General features: G+C 64.4%; 12 protein-coding genes and 2 other RNA genes. 2 read left to right on the forward strand and 12 right to left on the reverse strand.

Features of this window, described 5'->3' with window-relative positions; genetic code table 11:
- Positions 1 to 53 precede the first annotated feature (53 nt).
- From RQH86_RS13505 to RQH86_RS13520, 4 genes are all read right to left on the reverse strand, one after another.
- Positions 54 to 1,571, reverse strand: a complete 1,518-nt coding sequence (locus RQH86_RS13505) for a tryptophan halogenase family protein (protein WP_311239980.1) — start codon at positions 1,569 to 1,571, stop codon at positions 54 to 56.
- A 41-nt stretch (positions 1,572 to 1,612) separates the two neighbouring features.
- Positions 1,613 to 2,641: a cupin-like domain-containing protein gene (locus tag RQH86_RS13510; protein ID WP_311239979.1), complete on the reverse strand. Its 1,029-nt coding sequence runs from the start codon at positions 2,639 to 2,641 to the stop codon at positions 1,613 to 1,615.
- 4 nt (positions 2,642 to 2,645) lie between these two features.
- Entirely contained in the window at positions 2,646 to 3,407 is a 762-nt protein-coding gene (locus tag RQH86_RS13515; RefSeq protein ID WP_311239978.1) for a SapC family protein, read from the reverse strand.
- A gap of 441 nt (positions 3,408 to 3,848) precedes the next feature.
- Positions 3,849 to 7,004 (reverse strand): TonB-dependent receptor, encoded by a 3,156-nt coding sequence (locus tag RQH86_RS13520; RefSeq protein ID WP_161961665.1) that lies wholly within the window; start codon positions 7,002 to 7,004, stop codon positions 3,849 to 3,851.
- A gap of 174 nt (positions 7,005 to 7,178) precedes the next feature.
- Here RQH86_RS13520 and RQH86_RS13525 point away from each other — a divergent pair.
- Positions 7,179 to 7,256, forward strand: a non-coding RNA gene (locus RQH86_RS13525) — sX9 sRNA.
- A 618-nt stretch (positions 7,257 to 7,874) separates the two neighbouring features.
- On the opposite strand, the gene RQH86_RS13530 is transcribed toward RQH86_RS13525, so the two are convergent.
- The 3 genes from RQH86_RS13530 to soxR form a co-directional block, all read right to left on the reverse strand.
- Positions 7,875 to 9,881: a M1 family metallopeptidase gene (locus RQH86_RS13530; RefSeq protein WP_311239977.1), complete on the reverse strand. Its 2,007-nt coding sequence runs from the start codon at positions 9,879 to 9,881 to the stop codon at positions 7,875 to 7,877.
- Positions 9,882 to 10,091: 210 nt separating this feature from the next.
- Positions 10,092 to 10,168: non-coding RNA, sX9 sRNA (locus RQH86_RS13535), on the reverse strand.
- A 449-nt stretch (positions 10,169 to 10,617) separates the two neighbouring features.
- Positions 10,618 to 11,064 carry a redox-sensitive transcriptional activator SoxR gene (soxR, locus tag RQH86_RS13540; RefSeq protein ID WP_055850382.1) on the reverse strand — a complete coding sequence of 149 codons (447 nt, stop codon included), beginning with the start codon at positions 11,062 to 11,064 and terminating at the stop codon, positions 10,618 to 10,620.
- 97 nt (positions 11,065 to 11,161) lie between these two features.
- Here soxR and RQH86_RS13545 point away from each other — a divergent pair, with 97 nt between their 5' ends.
- Positions 11,162 to 12,532, forward strand: coding sequence for an MFS transporter (locus RQH86_RS13545; RefSeq protein WP_311240638.1), 1,371 nt, complete (start codon positions 11,162 to 11,164; stop codon positions 12,530 to 12,532).
- A gap of 473 nt (positions 12,533 to 13,005) precedes the next feature.
- Here RQH86_RS13545 and RQH86_RS13550 read toward each other — a convergent pair whose 3' ends face one another.
- Genes RQH86_RS13550 through RQH86_RS13570 form a run of 5 tightly spaced genes read right to left on the reverse strand, consistent with a single transcriptional unit; the run spans position 13,006 to position 16,952 of the window.
- Positions 13,006 to 14,172, reverse strand: coding sequence for a glutathionylspermidine synthase family protein (locus RQH86_RS13550; RefSeq protein ID WP_311240639.1), 1,167 nt, complete (start codon positions 14,170 to 14,172; stop codon positions 13,006 to 13,008).
- A 1-nt stretch (position 14,173) separates the two neighbouring features.
- Positions 14,174 to 14,746 carry a DUF1190 domain-containing protein gene (locus tag RQH86_RS13555; RefSeq protein WP_115513532.1) on the reverse strand — a complete coding sequence of 191 codons (573 nt, stop codon included), beginning with the start codon at positions 14,744 to 14,746 and terminating at the stop codon, positions 14,174 to 14,176.
- Between the two features lie 13 nt (positions 14,747 to 14,759).
- Positions 14,760 to 15,164, reverse strand: coding sequence for a DUF350 domain-containing protein (locus RQH86_RS13560; protein ID WP_115513533.1), 405 nt, complete (start codon positions 15,162 to 15,164; stop codon positions 14,760 to 14,762).
- A gap of 34 nt (positions 15,165 to 15,198) precedes the next feature.
- Positions 15,199 to 15,876 carry a YjfK family protein gene (locus tag RQH86_RS13565; RefSeq protein WP_193589327.1) on the reverse strand — a complete coding sequence of 226 codons (678 nt, stop codon included), beginning with the start codon at positions 15,874 to 15,876 and terminating at the stop codon, positions 15,199 to 15,201.
- Entirely contained in the window at positions 15,873 to 16,952 is a 1,080-nt protein-coding gene (locus tag RQH86_RS13570) for an ion channel (protein WP_311240640.1), read from the reverse strand. Before RQH86_RS13570 ends, RQH86_RS13565 begins: the two co-directional genes overlap by 4 nt.
- Positions 16,953 to 16,970: the final 18 nt, after the last annotated feature.

Raw genomic sequence — 16,970 nt, forward strand, 5'->3', positions numbered from 1 at the left:
TAGTTGGAGCACACAGGCATCTTAAGGTGTGGGCAACGCGCAACTAAACATCCTTACATAGCCACCCGCCTGCGCCCACCCCATAGCCGCTCGTCAGCCTTGCAATAGCGCTCGATGAAGTCCTGCTGCGACGGCATCTGCTCCACCACGCGTTGGATCGGCTGCGCAATGCCATCCAGCAGGCGGCGCAGATCGGTGTCGGACAACGCCGCCGCCAGCGGATGATGCTGCTGCGGCACGATGCCCTGCCCCAGCAGTACGTGCGTCCAGGAATCCACGCGGAACAGTTCGTCGGTGCCTTGCCAGGCGTGCGCTCGCTCGCGCCAGGCACGCAGACGCAGGCGCAGCGAGTCGGGCAGTTCCATGTCGCGACACTGCTGCCACAGCGGCTCGTCGCGCTGCGTGGCGTGGTAGTGCAAGGTGACGAAATCGCGTACGTGTTCCATCTCGGTGCGGCTGATGTCGTTGAACACATCGACCTGCGACGGCGCGATGCCATCGGCCGGGAACAGCGTAATCAACCGCACCACCGCGGCAATGGTGAGATGGATGCTGGTGGATTCCAACGGCTCGATAAAACCGCTGGCCAGGCCGAGCGAGACCACATTCTTGTTCCAGGCCTTGAGCCGTCGCCCGGTGCGGAACGGCACCAGCCACGGCTCCTTGACCGGGGTTGCGGCCGTGTCGCGCAGCAGCTTGGCGTGCGCCTCGTCATCGGACATGTGCTGGCTGGAAAACACCAGCCCGTTGCCAACGCGATGCTGCAACGGAATATGCCAGCGCCAGCCCGCCTCATGCGCAATGGCGCGCGTATACGGCACCGGTGGGCCCACTGCTTCGGTCTGCACCGCCACCGCGCGGTCGCACGGCAGCCAGTGGCTCCAGTCTTCGTAGCCGGTGTGCAGTGTCTGCTCGATCAACAGACCGCGGAAGCCGGTGCAATCGATAAACAGGTCGCCTTCGATCACCTGCCCGTCCTCCAGCACCAGCGCGGCCACATCGCCGCTATCCGGCTGCAGCGTCACCTGCTGGATCTTGCCCTCGACACGCGTGATCCCGTGCGCTTCGCTGCGCGTGCGCAGAAACCGCGCGTACAACGCCGCGTCCAGGTGGTAGGCATAGTTGACGGCCGGTTCGCGTGGCAACGCGAAGCGATCCACCCGCGAGGCCACGGTTTCCAGGCAGTAATCGCCGAACGCGCCGGGCATGCCGCGGCGCTGACTTTCCAGCCACAGATGATGGAACGCGCACACCAGCGTGCTCTGGCCGGTAATGCCGAAGGGGTGGATATAGCGCTCGCCCTGCCGGCGCCAATGCTCGAACGAGATCGACAGCTTGAACGTGCCGGCGACCGCGCGCAGAAACTCCTGTTCGTCGATCTGCAAAAACCGATGAAAGGTGCGGATGGGCGGCACCGTGGACTCGCCCACCCCCACGGTGGCGATCTGATCGGACTCGACCAGGGTGATGTCCAACAAGTCGCGAAATTGATGCGACAACGCGCAGGCGGCGATCCAGCCGGCGGTGCCGCCCCCGGCGATGACAACCTTGCGAATCCTGGCCTGGTTCACGGCGTTTTCCTGTCAGTGGGAGCACAACACGATAGAGGCGATCAGCGATTGAGCTTGCCGATCAGCATGGCGCGCAGCTGGCGCGCCAGTGTGGGGTCGATCGGGCCCAGCACCTGGCGCGCGTGCTCGGGCAGATGTTCGCCGGCACGCTCGGCAGGGCCGAACACGTAGTAGTCGAACAACGCACGCCAGGCGGCCTTTTCCGACGCCGGTCGGTCGCGGATGGCCCACAGCGAGTGATACAGCGCCTGCATCGGTGCAGGCAGCTGCGCCGGAGCGGTGCTCCACCAATAATTGACCAGCACATTGAACGGCTGCAGCGATTGCACGTGGTGCCACCACATGCTGGGGATGAAAATCGCATCGCCCGGTTCCAGCACCGCCGTACGCGCCTGCGACAACGCATCGGCCATGCGCGGATAGCGCGCAAGATCCGGATTGATCACATCCACCATGCTCACCACCTGCCCGCCCGGCGTGGGTTCCAGCGGGCCCGGATACAAATTGGCCACCTGATCGGGCGCAAACAGCATGAAGCGCCGCTGGCCTACCGCACACACCGCCAGATTATTGGGCGCATCGAAGTGGCAGGAGGCGATGACCCGGTTGCCGATCCAGATGCTGGGCGGCACGGCGTTGCCGTCTGCGCTGACATCCAATGCATTACCTGCCGCAAAACCCGGCAGATGCGCATCGATCGGCAACGAGGCCAGGTAATACGTAGGCGGCTGCGGATCGTCCAGATGCGCGTCGATTGCATCCAGCAGCGCGCTCAAGCTGCCGCGCTGCACCTCGAAATTAAGATCGCTGCAATCGTCGCGATAAAACGGCCGCCCACCGATGTCCGGAGCGCCATACGAATACTGTAGTGCGCGGCCGGTATCCATGCTGCGCAACTGCGCCATGGCCGGCGATGTACCACGCTGTGCGGCCTGCACCAGCGCCCAGTCGCGCGCCACCCCGCGCAGCACCAGCGGCTGCGCGGCCGCGCACAACTGCGCCAGCAACGCCGCATCCGGCCGGCAGTCGCTGCGCTCGGGCAACGGGGCGATCGATGACAATGCGCTCATGCGATCAAGCGTGTGCCGCGGCTGCAACAGCGGCCTGCACGTGCTGTAGCCGGCGCTGCTTCTCGCCCATCAGCCGGCGCAGGTTGTGGTGCGAGGCCAGCATCAAAAAGGCGCCTTCCAGATACCCGGCGTGATGCAGCTGCTGCAAGCCTGCGCCATCCAGCGCGGCCAATCGCTCACGGTCGATGCTGTACAGACCTTCCAGGTGCACGCCGTGGCTGTCGTCGAGCACTACATCCAGCTTCACCGGTTGAATCAGGCCCAGCGCATCGAAGGCGGCGCACATCGCCTGCCCCGCATCCATGCCGTCACGGATGCCGCGCAATACGCTGATGATGTGTTCCAGATATGCGCTATGCCCGCCCTGCGGCAAAAACACCGGCTCGCCGTCGGCGCGACTGATGCGCGGGTGCTCCAGGTCGACATGAATCACCGGCTCCTGCACCAGCGCGCCATCGATACGCTGCTCCTGAAACCCGATCAGAAACGGCCCCTTGGCGACGATGCCCGGCAGGTAACCGGCATTCCAGCGGCCGTCTTGCAGAAACAGGTTTTCGTCGGGCGCAAAGCCCAGCAAGGCCACCGAATGATAAGCGCCGGTGGCCGCATCCTTGCGAAAGAACAGCGGGTATTCGCGTTGCAGCTCGGCGTACTCGGTGACGAACGCCGGCACAAAGCCCACCGCATCGCCGAATTCGGCACCAAAGCGCAGAATCACGCGCAGATCGTGGTGCGCCACATTGTTCAGCACTGCATATCGCGTCATCTAAAGCTCCAGCAGTGGCCTGCGATGGGCACTGCACCGGTGGGGGATCGATCACGCGACGACATGCCGCGCCTGCTGCCCGCGAGCATTGCCAAAAAGTGCGAAGCCGGCAAGCGGCAGGGCAGCATGTGCCGCCGGACTGCAGATGATGGGCTGTCGATTGGCGGACACGTCATCCGTGGGCCGGTTTCACTTCGATGACGCAGCGCAACTGTGCCGCCTGTTGCGCTCGTCTCCGATATCGCTGCCGGATGACGCATGCAGCCTGTGTGGCTGGTGTGGCTGGTGCGGCAGCTTCGCCCACACAGATCTCGACTGGCACCATCGCATGCGCGTATCGCGCAGAGACAGCCTGCGCGGCAGCCGGCGTGCACCAAGGCACACACCGGCTGCGCAGACAGGCCGCACTGGCGTCAAAGCATCACGACGTCTGCGATGCACTCAGAACGCGTAGCGCACACCCAACGTATAGCGCGGCTGCTGGTCGATCAGGCGGACGATCTGCTTCTCCGAGCGCCCGTGCCAACGCACGTCTTCGCCGGTGAGGTTGATCGCCTCAAAACCCACCGACAGCTGCTTGTTGACCGCGTAGCTGAGGCTGAGATCGATCTGCTGATAAGCCTCGACGTAGTATGGGTTGCGATTGGAAGCGTCCTGATTGGCCGCGATCAGGTACTCGTCGCGCCAGTTCCAGGCTAGACGCGCGCTCCAACCGTACTTCTCGAACATCAGCATCACGTTGGCGGTATCGCTCAAGCCAAGCAACGCGAATTGATCGCGATCGATGACGTTGTTGTCGAACGCCACATCGCCTTCGACGATGGTGTAGTTGGCGTAAATGCCGAAGCCGGTACTGCCGAAGAAGTACTGACCGCCCAGCTCCCAGCCGTGGATGTTGGCCTTGTTCTGGTTGACCGGTCGCGACACATCGAACTGATACAGCGGGTCGGATGCATTGCCCACGATGTCGTACGCATTTTCCAACGCCAGGCTTTGCGCCGAGCCACCGTTATACGCACCCAGGCCACCGGTAGCAGCGGCGTTACGCAGCAAGGCCATTGCCGCAAACAGCGAGGTATCGTTGGCCGAGCAGGCCGCCGCCACGTCGTTGCCGGCGGCGCCCACCTGCGCGGTGCAAGCGCCGCTTTGCAGGAACGCCAGTGCAGCCTGCGCGTCCGGCCCCGAGGTCGGGTCGGTCAAGCCGTACAGGGTTTCGCGCGAGACTGTGGTGCCGATGAAGTTGCTGACACGCTTGTTCCAGAACGTGGCCGACACATAGCTGGCATCGGCGAAATACCATTCCAGCGCCAGGTCGAGGTTGTCCGATTCCAGCGGGTCCAGGGTCGGCGTCTGCGAATCGCCGCTGGCGCGGTTGGACGGGTTGATCAGGACCGAGCCGGACGGCGTGTTCGGCGTGGGTCCGGCGATGAGGTTGTTGTACGGCGCCCGCGCGATGGTCTGGCCGAACGAGGCACGGCCTTTCAGCTGATCGGTGATATCGATGCTGAAATCCAGATTCGGCAGGATGTAGTTGTAGCTGGTCTTTTCGCTGAAGGGTTGCTGCTCGGCGGAGCGCAGCAACTGGAAGTCGTTGTTGGCCTGCCATTGCAGCGCGACGGGCGTGGCCACCTGCGAGGTGGATTCCACATCGGTGCGCTCGTAACGCAGGCCCAGGCGCGTGTTGGTGGTCATGCCGGCGATGTCGCCGGTCAATTCCAGTTGCACATACGCCGCTCGGGTCTTTTCTTCGACCTGATTGTCCGCGCTGTACAACGGGTTGTAGCGCGTCGCAGCGCCGTACTGGCTTCCACCCCATAGCGCCAGCTGGCTGGCATCGCCGCGCCATGCATTACGCGCGGCGCCATTGGCGTTGAAGTCATCGAACATGCCGACGATGCTCACCGGCCGCAGCAGGTCGGTCATGCCCGGCTCCCTGCCGGCGTTGGCCACGCCCCAGTCGCCCAGCGTGGAATAATTGTCGCTGGTCAGGCGGTGCATGGTGGTGTTGGATGAGCTGACGCCGAACTGGAAACGCCCGTCGTCGAAATCGAACTTGCCATCCAGGCGGCCTTCCTTGGTCTCGGTCACCTGCTTTTGATAGTAGATGCGCTGCACCTGCGAACCCAGATTGTTCTTGGTGAAGTCCGGGTTGACCACGCCATTGGTACCGGCCAGCGAATCGGCGACCGTGGGATACCACGTGCGTGCGCCGATCGGCAGCGAGTTGTTGAACCACAACTCCTGCCCCCACTGGCCGCCGCAGGACGGACCACCGGTGCAGTTGTTGGTGCCGGCAAAGCTGAAATAAGTCGCGCTGCCGCCGGTGACCGGATCATTGGGCAGGCTCTGGGTCTTGGAGTTGTGCGCATCGAAGGTCAGCTGGAAGCGGTCGCTCACCTGCCAGTCCGCGTTGAAGCCGAGCGAACCGAGCGTGTACTTCTGCTCGTTGCGCTGCTGCTCCATACCGAAGTCCTTGGCGCCGTTGGGCACATCGCGCAGATACACCGGCGTGGCCACGGTCTGACCGGTATCGAAGGTCAGATCGGTGAAGCTATTGGCGCGTTGCAACCAGATGCCCTGCTCGCCGCGTTCTTCGCGGATCTCGTTAGACGAATAGGTGTAATCCAGGGTCAGCGTGAGGCTGTCGGTCGGTGCGAACTGCATCACCGCCTGGCCGTTCATGCGCTCGCGCTGGAAATCGGCGAATGCGTAACGGATATCGTTGGGCAGGCCATACAGCTGGCCGATGGCCGGCGCGTTGGTCACCACGGTGTCCGGACGCAGTGCCGGGTCGGTGCCGGTCCAGCGCTGGATGTTCCAGCGATTTTCGGTGGCCTGCACCGAACCGCCATGGCGCTTCTGGTAACTGGCGCTCAGGCCGATACCGAAGGTCTTGTCGGGGTTGGTGTAGCTGAAGATGCCCGACACTTCCGGGGTGAGCGAATCGCCGAACGGCTGCGAGCGGTCGGACACCATCTTGGCGCCGGCATTGGCCACCACGCCCTCGTGATTGAACGGCTTGTCGGTCTGGATGTTGATCGTGGCGCCGATACCGCCGCTGGGTGCAGTGGCGCGGCTGGTCTTGAACACTTCGATGCCGGTAATGGCTTCGGAGGCAAGCTGCGCGAAATTGAACGCGCGCGTGCCCACATCCACGCCACCGATCGGCGTCTGCCCGGGCGCACCGAAGGCGTCGGCACCGGGAATCAGGCGGCCATTGAGGGTGACCGTATTGAATTGCGGGCCGAAGCCGCGAGCGGTGACCTGCGCGCCTTCGCCATCGCGGCGTTCGATCGAGATGCCGGTGATGCGTTGCAGCGATTCGGCCAGGTTGGTGTCCGGAAACTTGCCGATATCTTCGGCGCTGATCGCATCCACCACGCCGGCGGCATCGCGCTTGATGCCCATCGACTGGTCCAGGCTGCTGCGGATACCGGTGACGTTGACGGTATCGAGCGTGGTGGCGGAGTCGCTGCTGGACTGCGGCGCGGGTGGCGGCGGCGCGACGTCCTGCGCAAACGCGGGATTGATGACCAACAGGCCGCCAACGAAGGTGAACATGGCCTTCGACTTGAAGCTGTTCAACGTACGACGCATCGATGTGTCCTCGGGAGTGGAGTCCAACCGCCTACGGCCGATGTCGCGGCATGCGACACGGCGAAGTCATGACCACCGCCCGGTAGGCGATGGAACAGCACTGCTGTGAATACGAGCAGCTGACAAACCTGTTGTGCAGCCGCCAGGCGGACGGGGCCGGTGCTCGGAATCGGCATGTACCGCTCGTACATTCCGGTTCTTAAGCGCGCCGTCCGCACTCGCCTGACCACTGCTCGCTACGTTTTGTTGGTTGCTCTAACGGTCCCCTAACGCGCATGCCGCCGATCGCCCCTACGATCGTCGACTGCGTTGTGCATTGCATGCCTGCAGCAGACATCGCCAACAGAGGTGATGTCGGCGACAGCTGCGCAACGCGTGCCCTGCACGGTGTGTCTGCCAGTGATAGCGCTAACACGCTGCGCAGCCTAGTCAGGCGATAAAGCGCTTGTCACCGTGCGTTGCAGCATAGTGATGGGCACGCACTGTTACAGCCGATACGGCACTCGCTTGAGCCCGCATGCGGTACTCAATGGCAGCGCGGCTGTAAGCGTTATCATCCGATTGCGCGAAAACCGGCGGTAGCCACGGTGAAATTCGCACAATGAAATCGGCGCAGCAGGGTCGCGCAAGGCGATTGCGCAAACGTCGCATCGACAACAACGTGGTTGACTCAGACGCGCCACGCACATGATGGCCATGCACTGATGCTGGCTGAGGTCGTGGCGTTGGAAACCAGTGCAGCGCGGACGGATACACAAAGAAAAAACGGCGCAATCTTCGCAATCGATTGCGCCGTGTAGCGCGGTTGCAGCGCGCGGCGATTGCGCGCATTGGCGAGCGGGGTCGTCAGCCCGCTCGCGCTGGCAACGGTCAGCCGATCACGTCCACGCGATCGTCGCTGCGGTCGGCATCCGGCAGCGCATGATCCGGGTCCAGGGTCACATGCAGCACTTTCTGCGTGGTGGGCAGGGTCAACGTCGGGGCGGTGTTCTGCAGCCAGGTCTCCACCGGCACGCGACGGTCCAGATGGCTGCCGTCGGCCAGATCCACCCGCACGGTGACCGGCATCACCAGTTTCTGCCGGCTACGCAAGGTGAGCTGCAGCCCCTTGGCCGGGTCGTGATCGACGTATTGCGCGCGGGCGATGCCCATGTCCAGCTGCCAGTTATTGAGATACCAGCCGCGCCACCACCAGCTTAGGTCTTCACCGCTTTCGCTTTCCATCAACCGGAAAAAATCCGAAGGCGTGGGATGTTTGTAAGCCCAGGTGGCGATGTATTTGCGAAACGCCGGATCGAAGCGCTCCGGTCCCAAAATCTGCTCGCGCAGCAACACCAACCCTAATGCGCCTTTAAAATAGGTCAGCGGATGACGGTAGGTTTCGCTGGTGGCATCGGCGATATCCATCAAGGTGGGCGCCGTGCGATCTGCCAGCAACGGCAGGATTTCATCGACCGGGTTTCCGCCCTTGGGCGCATATTCCGAGTCGCGCTTGGGCGCGTATTCGCCCTTGTTGAAGGCATCCGATGCGTACACATCGATAAAGGTGTTGAAGCCTTCGTCCATGAAGGCATGGCGGCGTTCGTTGGAGCCGACGATCATCGGGAACCAGGTGTGGCCGATCTCGTGTGCGGTGATCCAGAACAGGTCCTTACCGCCGTCTTCGAAGCCGTCGAACACGATGCCGGGGTATTCCATGCCCGCGCCGTAGCCGCCCAGGTTGATCGCAGCGGGCCACGGGTACGCATACCACTGCGAAAAATGTTCGATCGCACCTTTGACGTATTCGGTGGAGCGGTTCCATTTATCCGCGCCCACCCCCTCCACCGGGTACACCGACATCGCCAGCGACTGCTTGCCGCCCGGCAGGTTGATGCGTGCGGCATCCCAGACGAACGCAGGCGATGCGGCAAACGCGACATCGCGCGTGTGCTCCATATGGAAGCGCCAGGTACGCGTGCCGCTGGCTGCCGGCGCCGCTGCGCGTGCGGCGACCTCTGCGGGCGTGCGGATCAGTACCGTGCGGTCGCTGTCGCGCGCCTGTTGCAGACGTTGCTGCTCGGAGCGGCTGAGCACCTCGGCCGGGTTGGTCAACGCACCGGAACCGGCCACCAGAAATCCATCCGGCACGGTCACCGCGTAATCGAAGTCGCCGTACTCCAGATAGAACTCCGAGCCCAGATACGGTTGCGTGTCCCAGCCACGCAGATCGTCGTAGACGGCCATGCGCGGATACCACTGCGCAATCTCGTAGATCTCGCCCTGCTTGCTGGCGCTGTAGGCGGTGCGCCCGCCCCAGGTGCCGGGAATGCGGTAGCGGTAACGGATCTGCAGTGTCAGCGCCTTGCCCTGCCCGACCAACGGCTGCGGCAGGTCCACCCGCATGCGGGTGTCGTCCACCACGAAATGCGCGGGCTGGCGGCGGCCATCGCGCTCGATCTCCACGCTGGCGATCTGCATGCCCTCGGTGAACTCGGTGCGCCGCGATGGACGGCTGGCCGCCGCACGCGCGTCGGCGCGGTACATGTTCTGGTCCAGCTGCAGCCACAGCACGTCCAACGTGTCCGGGCTGTGGTTGGTGTAATGGATGGCGGCGGTGCCGGTGAGCGTGTGACTGGCCGGATCGATGCGCGCGTCGAGCTGGTAATCGGCACGGTTCTGCCAAAACAACGGCCCGGGCACGCCACTGCCGCTGCGATACGCATTGGGCGCATCGGGCAAGTGCAATGGGGCGAACAAGGCCAGTGGATCGAAAGGGCTGGCCAGTGCGGGTGCTGCGGTTGCGGAACTGGCTGGTGCGGGAGCGGCAAGTGCGGGCACGGCAACGCATGCAAGTGACAATGCAACGGTAAGCGATCGGCGCACGGTGGGGGTCATGCGAAATCCTGCGGCGTGGGGGACTTCCATCCTACGGCGCGCCTCGCCGCGCGCGGGAATGCCATTGGTCCCGGATGGCGCTGCACGATTCCGCGGCAGCAGCACTCCGCTCGACGATCTGCGCGACGGCCATGCCGGTGATGCTGAGAGCGGCTACCAAAACTAACCCACGCCTGCCTACCGCAGAGCGGCTGATCTGCGGCTTAGAGTGGCTAACAAAACGTAGCGAGCAGTCGTCAGGTGGGTGCGGACGGCGCGGAGGAACCGGAGTGTTACGAGTGGGACATGAGGATTCCGAGCACCGGCCGCGCCCCCTGGCGGCTGCACAGTAGTTTTATTAGCTGCTCTTGGTTGCAGGGCCCTTGCCCACCTACCATCGCGGGACACGCTGCAAGTACGTCCTTGTCAGCGCTTACTCGGCATCCATGCCGCGTAAGGTCCCGCGACGGTAGCCAGGCAAGCACCAGTCGGGATGGTCGGTATGCATGCTTTGAGTAAAGCAGCCAGCAAACTCTCTGGTGCGGTGTGCTCGCCGATTGCGGGACCGTGTGGCGGCATGGATGCCGCCACCGAGTCCGCATGGACGGGTTCACGGCGTGTCCCGCGAGCGGCAAGGGCACCGCGCACTCGATCCACTCAGCGTTTGACCTGGACTTCTGACCGCATCCACCAAGATACGGCCGACAAAACCAGACTCACCGCCAGGCGCCCGCTCGCTACGTTTTGTTAGCCACTCTTATTCCGGAATCAAGCTGCCCAGTCGCAACGCACCATCGCCGTCCGCGCCGAGTGCGTCGTCCGGGTTGCTCAAGCGGCAGCGCCGCAACGACAGGCAGCCGCAGCCGATGCAATCGGTGAGCTGGTCGCGCAAGGCCTGCAGTTCGCTGATGCGCGCATCCAGCTGCCCGCGCCAGCGCGCGGACATGCGCGCCCATTCCGCGCGCGTGGGCGTGCGCTGATCCGGCAATACCGAGAACGCATCCAGCACCTGCTGCAAAGGCACCCCAAGCCGTTGCGCGACACGAATCACCGCGATGCGCCGCAACACATCGCGCGCGTAACGCCGCTGATTTCCTGCAGTGCGCAGGCTGCGGATCAAGCCTTTGCGCTCATAGAAATGCAATGCCGATACCGCCACGCCACTGCGCTTGGCCACTTCGCCCACCGACAACTCACGCTGCATTGCCTTGACCTCAACCTTGGTTGAGGCAGGATGCTGCGCGGCCATGACCGACGCAAGCGCCACGGTCACGCCCCTGCTCCCTCGCTCTGGATGTTCGATGCCCACCGATACCGCCCTGCCCGCCACACCGCCCCACGCCACGCACCCCACCTCGATCCTGGCAGCGCCGTATCGCGCCGCCACGCTCGGCATGGTCGCGCTGGTATCGCTCAATGCCTTCGAATCGCTGGCGGTGGCCGCCGCCATGCCCACCGTGGCGCGCGAGTTGAACGGCTTGCCGCTGTATGCGCTGGCCTTTGGCGGCACACTGGCCACCAGCGTGGTGGGCATGACCGCCGCCGGGCGCTGGAGCGACCGTCGCGGCCCCGGCGGCGCGCTGGGCATCGGGCTGCTGTGTTTTGTGATCGGGCTATTGATCGCCGGGCTGGCGCCGAGCATGCCGTCGCTGATCGCCGGGCGCCTGTTGCAGGGGCTGGGCGCCGGCGCGTATTCGGTGGCGTTGTACGTAATTGTCGGGCGGCTGTATCCGGAAGCGTTGCGGCCACGCGTGTTTGCCGCGTTCTCCGCCGGCTGGGTAGTGCCGTCGTTGATCGGGCCGAGCATCAGCGGGTTGATCGTGCAGCACGTGGGCTGGCGTTGGGTGTTTCTATCGGTGCCGCTGCTGGCGATTCCTGCCGGGTTGATGCTGTGGCCGGCACTGCGCGGGCGGAGCTGGACCAATGCGGATCCCGCCGCGCCAACTGCGTCGCTGGGCTGGGCCATCGGCGCGGCATTGGGCGTACTGGGCGTGTATCTGGGCGGTCAGTTGCACGGCATGACTGCGCTGGGCGCGATGCTGCCGCCGCTGTTGCTCACGGTGTATTGCGCGTGGCAACTGTTGCCGGACGGCACGCTGCGGCTGGCGCGCGGATTGCCCAGCGTGATCGCGCTGCGTGGCATTGCTGCAGCGGCGTTCTTCGGGTTCGAGGCGTTTTTGCCGTTGCTGCTGTCGCGCGAACGCGGGCTCACGCCACTGCTGGCGGGCGTGGCACTGAGCGTGGGTGCGCTCGGCTGGTTCAGCGGCTCGTGGTACCAGGGCCACAGCCGGGCTGGCTGGTCGCGTCCGCGCCTGCTCAAGACCGGCGCGCTGCTGATGACGCTCGGCATCGTGATCGGCGCAGGCGCGGTGTGGCCGGCGATTCCGGTGCCGCTGGCAGTCGCCGGCTGGGCGCTGACCGGCCTGGGCATGGGCCTGGTGTATCCCAGCCTGTCGGTGCTGACGCTGGCCTTGTCGCCACCGGCGCAACAAGGCGCCAACAGCTCTGCGATGCAGCTGAGCGAAGCGATTGCCGTTGCCGGCATGCTGGCACTGGCCGGCGCGCTCTTCGCCGCGCTGTTGGCGTCGGCACCATGGGCGGCCTACCTGAGCGTCTTCGCGCTGGCCTGGTTGCTGGCGATGGCGGGCTTTTTTGTGGCGCGGCGGGTGTGACGAGAGCTGCGTGGTTGGCGCGGTGAGTGGTGGTGCCGAGATAGGCCGATGCCGCATGCACATCGGATCGATGCGGATACGTCGTGCATCGTGCAGGCCTTGCGCAAACGATCATGCCTGGTTGGCCGACTGCATCCGCAGTGACATCGCGACGCAGAGCGCTTCCAGAAGTTTGCCGATTCTGTCCAGATCGCTACAAAAGCTGCACCGGCTCGCTCACCGCGAGCGATTGGTCATTTTTTCGCCACCCATCTTGACAGCGTTGCGGGCCGGGGCCTGCACGCAGTTGTCCACAGCCTTGTGCAAGTTCCATCCACAGGGGGTGTGGAAAACCTGCGCTGCGTCGCACAGCCCGCAGGGCTTGCGCGCAACTGCGGCGTATGCAAAGCAAACGCCGCAGTTACTTGGACACGCGTGACGCGCATCGTCACTACGACCACATCGCCTATCTGCAACGCGCTGACGCGTTGAGATCAGTCCACGATCACATGCGGCACGAAGCGCGAGGTGTCGCGGGTGATCGGGCCATCGTCGTCGCGCATGCCCAAACCGGCGGGGCGATCGGCCACCACCCAACTGCCCACCAGCGCATGGCGGCCATCGAAGACCGGCAGCGGGTGGTGCGACTGCAGGATCGCCGGGCCGTCCACATACGGGCCATCGGTGTGTGCGGCCTCGCCTTGCGCGGTGACCAGCGCGATGTTGGCGCCTTCGCGCGAGAGCAGCGGCTTGCGTACCCAACCGGCAGCGGGTGCTTCGCCGGCCTGCGCAAAGCGCGCTGCCAGCAGATTGGGATGCCCTTCATGGCGTTCCCACAGCAGCGGCAGGATGCCCTTGTTGCTCAATACCGATTTCCATGCCGGTTCGATCAGACGCACGCGGTTGGCGATCAACGCCGGGCCGAAGCGCTCTTCCATCATGAATTCCAGCGGATACAGCTTGAACAAGGTCTGGATCACGCGGTCCTGGTCATCGGTGAACCAGCCTTCGGCGCTCAGGCCGATGTCTTCGATGGCGACTTCTTCGGTCGCAATGCCGACCTGATGCGCGCAATCGCGCAGATAACGCACGGTGGCGCGGTCTTCCAGCGAGTCGCGCACCGCTGAAAAATGCATCTGCGCACCCAACGCGCCATCCACCGCCAGCGCGCCCAGCGTTTCGCACAACAGATCCTGGATCAGGTTGTACTGATCGGTACCCGCTGGCAGCACGCCGGCGGCGATCTGCTGCTCCAGCCACAACCACTGGAAATACGCAGCCTCATACAACGAGGTAGGCGTGTCGTAATTGAGCTCGTACAACTTGGCCGGGCCGTTGCCGGAGTACGCCAGGTCCATGCGGCCATACAGATGCGGGTCGCGGTTCTTCCAGGAGTTGGCGATCCAGTCCCAGTAAAACGGCGGGATGGCCAGTTTGGTCAGCAGCGCCTCGGAGCCGACCACTTCGTCCACCAACTGCATCGCCATGTCGTGCAGGTCTTGGGTGGGCGCCTCGATGTCGTCTTCGATCTGCCGCAACGAAAAGGCGTAGTACGCGCGTTCGTCCCAATACGGCTCGCCGTCGATGGTGTGGAAATGGAAACCGAGCGACTCGGCCTGCGCACGCCAATCCGGACGTTCGGCAATTGCGATGCGCTGCATGTCAGCCGCCGAACCCGGAACTGCGCCCGCCGCTGCCGAACGAGCTGCGTGCCGCCGCACTGGAGCCAAAGCCCGAGCGCGACACGGTGATCGCGCGCGTCGGCATATCGATCGCACCACTACGTCCGCGCACGCTGCCGATGCGATTGCTGGCCAGATCGCCATTGGGCTTGTAATAGCCGCCGCTACGGTAATCGCGATACAACGGAATCGAACCGCCATAGCGATAGCCGCCACCGCCGGTCATGTTGCCCAGCGCGTAGCCCAGCAAAAATCCGCCCATCGGCGGAATCCAGCTCTGCTGGCCCTGATTCTGCACCGCGGTGCAGCTACCGAACTGTTCGTCGCACTCGTAGCGGGTGTTGAAACGCGGCGCGGCCTGCTGGTGCTTGGCCACCGCCTCGTCGTAGGCCTTGAGGCATTGCTGGATGTCGTTCTGTTCCTGCTTGACCTGGTAGCAGTCGGAGGCCGACTGCAGCACCACGCCGGTTTCCGGCTCCGAGCCGCAGCCGGTGACCAGCGCGGCCGGCAATGCCGCCATCAGGGTGAGCTTGAGATTGCGTGATCGCTTCATGGCGCAGGCTCCGTTACGGCGTGATCGCAGCGGCGTTGATCAGGCCAACCGCAATCGACACGCCGGCAGAAAAAATACCGGCGGCGGCGACGTTGTCGGTGATCTGCCGCGAGATGCGTCCGGCCACCAGGTTGGCCAGCAGATACGCCACCACCTGGATGCCGCAGGCGACTACGCCCCAGATCAAGGCATCGATCAGACTCACCGAATGGGTGATGGCCGAATGCAGCGGCAGCGCCACCCCGATCAGGTTGCCGGCCAACGCGGTGGCAGCGGCTACATTGCCTTGCCGCAGCAAGGTGAAATCCTTGTGCGGGGTGACCAGGGTCACCAGCACCACCGCGACGATCAACACGCCCAGGCCGGTACCGAAGTAGGAAAGAAACGCGAGAAAACTCTGCAGATTGATCGGATTCATGACAGGACCGGTTGAGTGAAGGGCGAGCGCGCGCTCAGGTGATGTCCAGATCGGCGACGGTGACGTCGATACCGACTGCGTAGGTCACGCAAAATTCGTTGGGGCCGGAATCCTCGCCGGTCACCAGCAAAAATTCTTCGCGCTGCAGCTCGGGCACATCGCGGCTGTAGAGCATGGCGTAATGGGTCAGGTCGCCATCGCGGCGCGGCGGCTGATAGCGGTACAGCACCTCGTCGTAGGCGATCGGCGGAATGCGCGCGGCATCATCGGTGGATTGGGTGGCGCGCTCCCAGCGTTTGCCGGCGTACTCGATCTGCGCCGCGCCCAGGTGCGGGTGCTGCATCACGAACTCCTGAAACGCCTGCTTGCTCGGTGGGTTCACCGTCTCGCAATACACGAACGCCTTCATCGCCTCCAGATCGCCGCCCACGGTGGTGACCTGCAAAAACGCATCGTCGTCCAGATAGAACCGGTGCAGCGAATAACCATCGCCCAGATTGACGTGGCCATAGCACGGGATGCCCTGATTGCCGCCCGGCAACTCGGCGGTCATGGCATCCGGCGCCATGCGGTACAGCGTGGTATCGATGGCCACCTGCCCCCCCACGCGCAGGCCCAGCGGCAGTGCATGCCCGATGGCGCCGGTGCCGGAGCTGGGCAACGGTGGCGGTTGCGGTTGGCCGAACAACTTGCTGAAAAAACTCATCGTCAGACACCTTGTGGCGATGCAGGAATGGGGTCGGCGGCGCGCAGTGCCTGCCACGCAATCGCCTGCGCTGGCACCCGCTGTTCGGCCAGGTAATACAGCATGGCACCGCCGGCGACAGCGGTGCGTGCTGGCGGGTTCAAGCGCAATGCGCCATCGGGCGCACGCAGCCCCAGCAGCAAGGCGCCGCGCTGGCTGAAATCGGCGGCGAGCCGGCTGTAATCCAGCGCGTCCACCTCCGCAGGCACGGCAAGACTGAACTGGGTGGGGCCATCGTCCACCGACAACAACTCGGCGGTGATGGCGGCACTGCCCGGGTCCTGCGCGGCGCGGGCCAGGATTTCGGCGGTCATCGGGCGCGTGCACTCGATGGCCGGGTAATGGTGGTTGACCAGACGCGCGGCGCTGGCCGAGTCGAAATGCGCCACCACATGCGCGCGCGGCGCATGCGCCATCAACGCGAACACCGCCGCCAGGGTCTGGTCGTCGGACGGCGGATTGACGATCACCCGCGCCGCGCCCGCGATGCCGGCGCGCAGGTACACCTCGGTATGCGTGTACGACTCGGCGGCGACAAAGCGCATATGGTCGGGCATCGGGTTTTCAGCGACCCCTTCGGCGATCAGCACCACGCCTTCGTCGTCGGTGGCGGTGTCGGACAGCAACAGCTCCAGCAAGCGTGCCGAAGCCGCGCCCTGCCAGCCGATCAAAATGGTGTGCCCGCTCAAATCGGCGTAGGCCATCTTGCCCATGGAATGACGCCTCCAAAACGTGATGAGGACGCCGCTGGTCTTGGCCAGCACCGTGGCGAACAACGCCACCGCGCCCGGCATCAACACGAGCGCGGCGATATAGCGCCCGGCCACCGAACCCGGCGACAGGTCGCCATAGCCGATGGTGGTGGCGGTGGTCATGTAGTAATACGGAAACGCATCCAGACCGACCAGCTTGTGCTCGCCAGCCAGCCACAGCAACGCCCAGCTCAGGCCCATGTGAGCCAGCAACGCCAGCGCCACCATGCCCCAACTGACGCGGCGCACGTGGCGCCGCAAGACCCGGAACAGCTTTCCAACGATGATCATGGCGCGTCCTGTGCCGTG

The organism is Xanthomonas sp. WCS2018Noco2-27, from assembly GCF_031843525.1.
Lineage (GTDB): Bacteria > Pseudomonadota > Gammaproteobacteria > Xanthomonadales > Xanthomonadaceae > Xanthomonas.

Excerpts from the sequence above, each read along its gene's own strand:
- RQH86_RS13510 (WP_311239979.1), bottom strand. The coding sequence starts at position 2,641 with ATGAGCGCATTGTCATCGATCGCCCCGTTGCCCGAGCGCAGCGACTGC.
- RQH86_RS13515 (WP_311239978.1), bottom strand. The coding sequence starts at position 3,407 with ATGACGCGATATGCAGTGCTGAACAATGTGGCGCACCACGATCTGCGC.
- RQH86_RS13520 (WP_161961665.1), bottom strand. The coding sequence starts at position 7,004 with ATGCGTCGTACGTTGAACAGCTTCAAGTCGAAGGCCATGTTCACCTTC.
- RQH86_RS13530 (WP_311239977.1), bottom strand. The coding sequence starts at position 9,881 with ATGACCCCCACCGTGCGCCGATCGCTTACCGTTGCATTGTCACTTGCA.
- soxR (WP_055850382.1), bottom strand. The coding sequence starts at position 11,064 with ATGCAGCGTGAGTTGTCGGTGGGCGAAGTGGCCAAGCGCAGTGGCGTG.
- RQH86_RS13545 (WP_311240638.1), top strand. The coding sequence starts at position 11,162 with ATGCCCACCGATACCGCCCTGCCCGCCACACCGCCCCACGCCACGCAC.
- RQH86_RS13550 (WP_311240639.1), bottom strand. The coding sequence starts at position 14,172 with ATGCAGCGCATCGCAATTGCCGAACGTCCGGATTGGCGTGCGCAGGCC.
- RQH86_RS13555 (WP_115513532.1), bottom strand. The coding sequence starts at position 14,746 with ATGAAGCGATCACGCAATCTCAAGCTCACCCTGATGGCGGCATTGCCG.
- RQH86_RS13560 (WP_115513533.1), bottom strand. The coding sequence starts at position 15,164 with ATGAATCCGATCAATCTGCAGAGTTTTCTCGCGTTTCTTTCCTACTTC.
- RQH86_RS13570 (WP_311240640.1), bottom strand. The coding sequence starts at position 16,952 with ATGATCATCGTTGGAAAGCTGTTCCGGGTCTTGCGGCGCCACGTGCGC.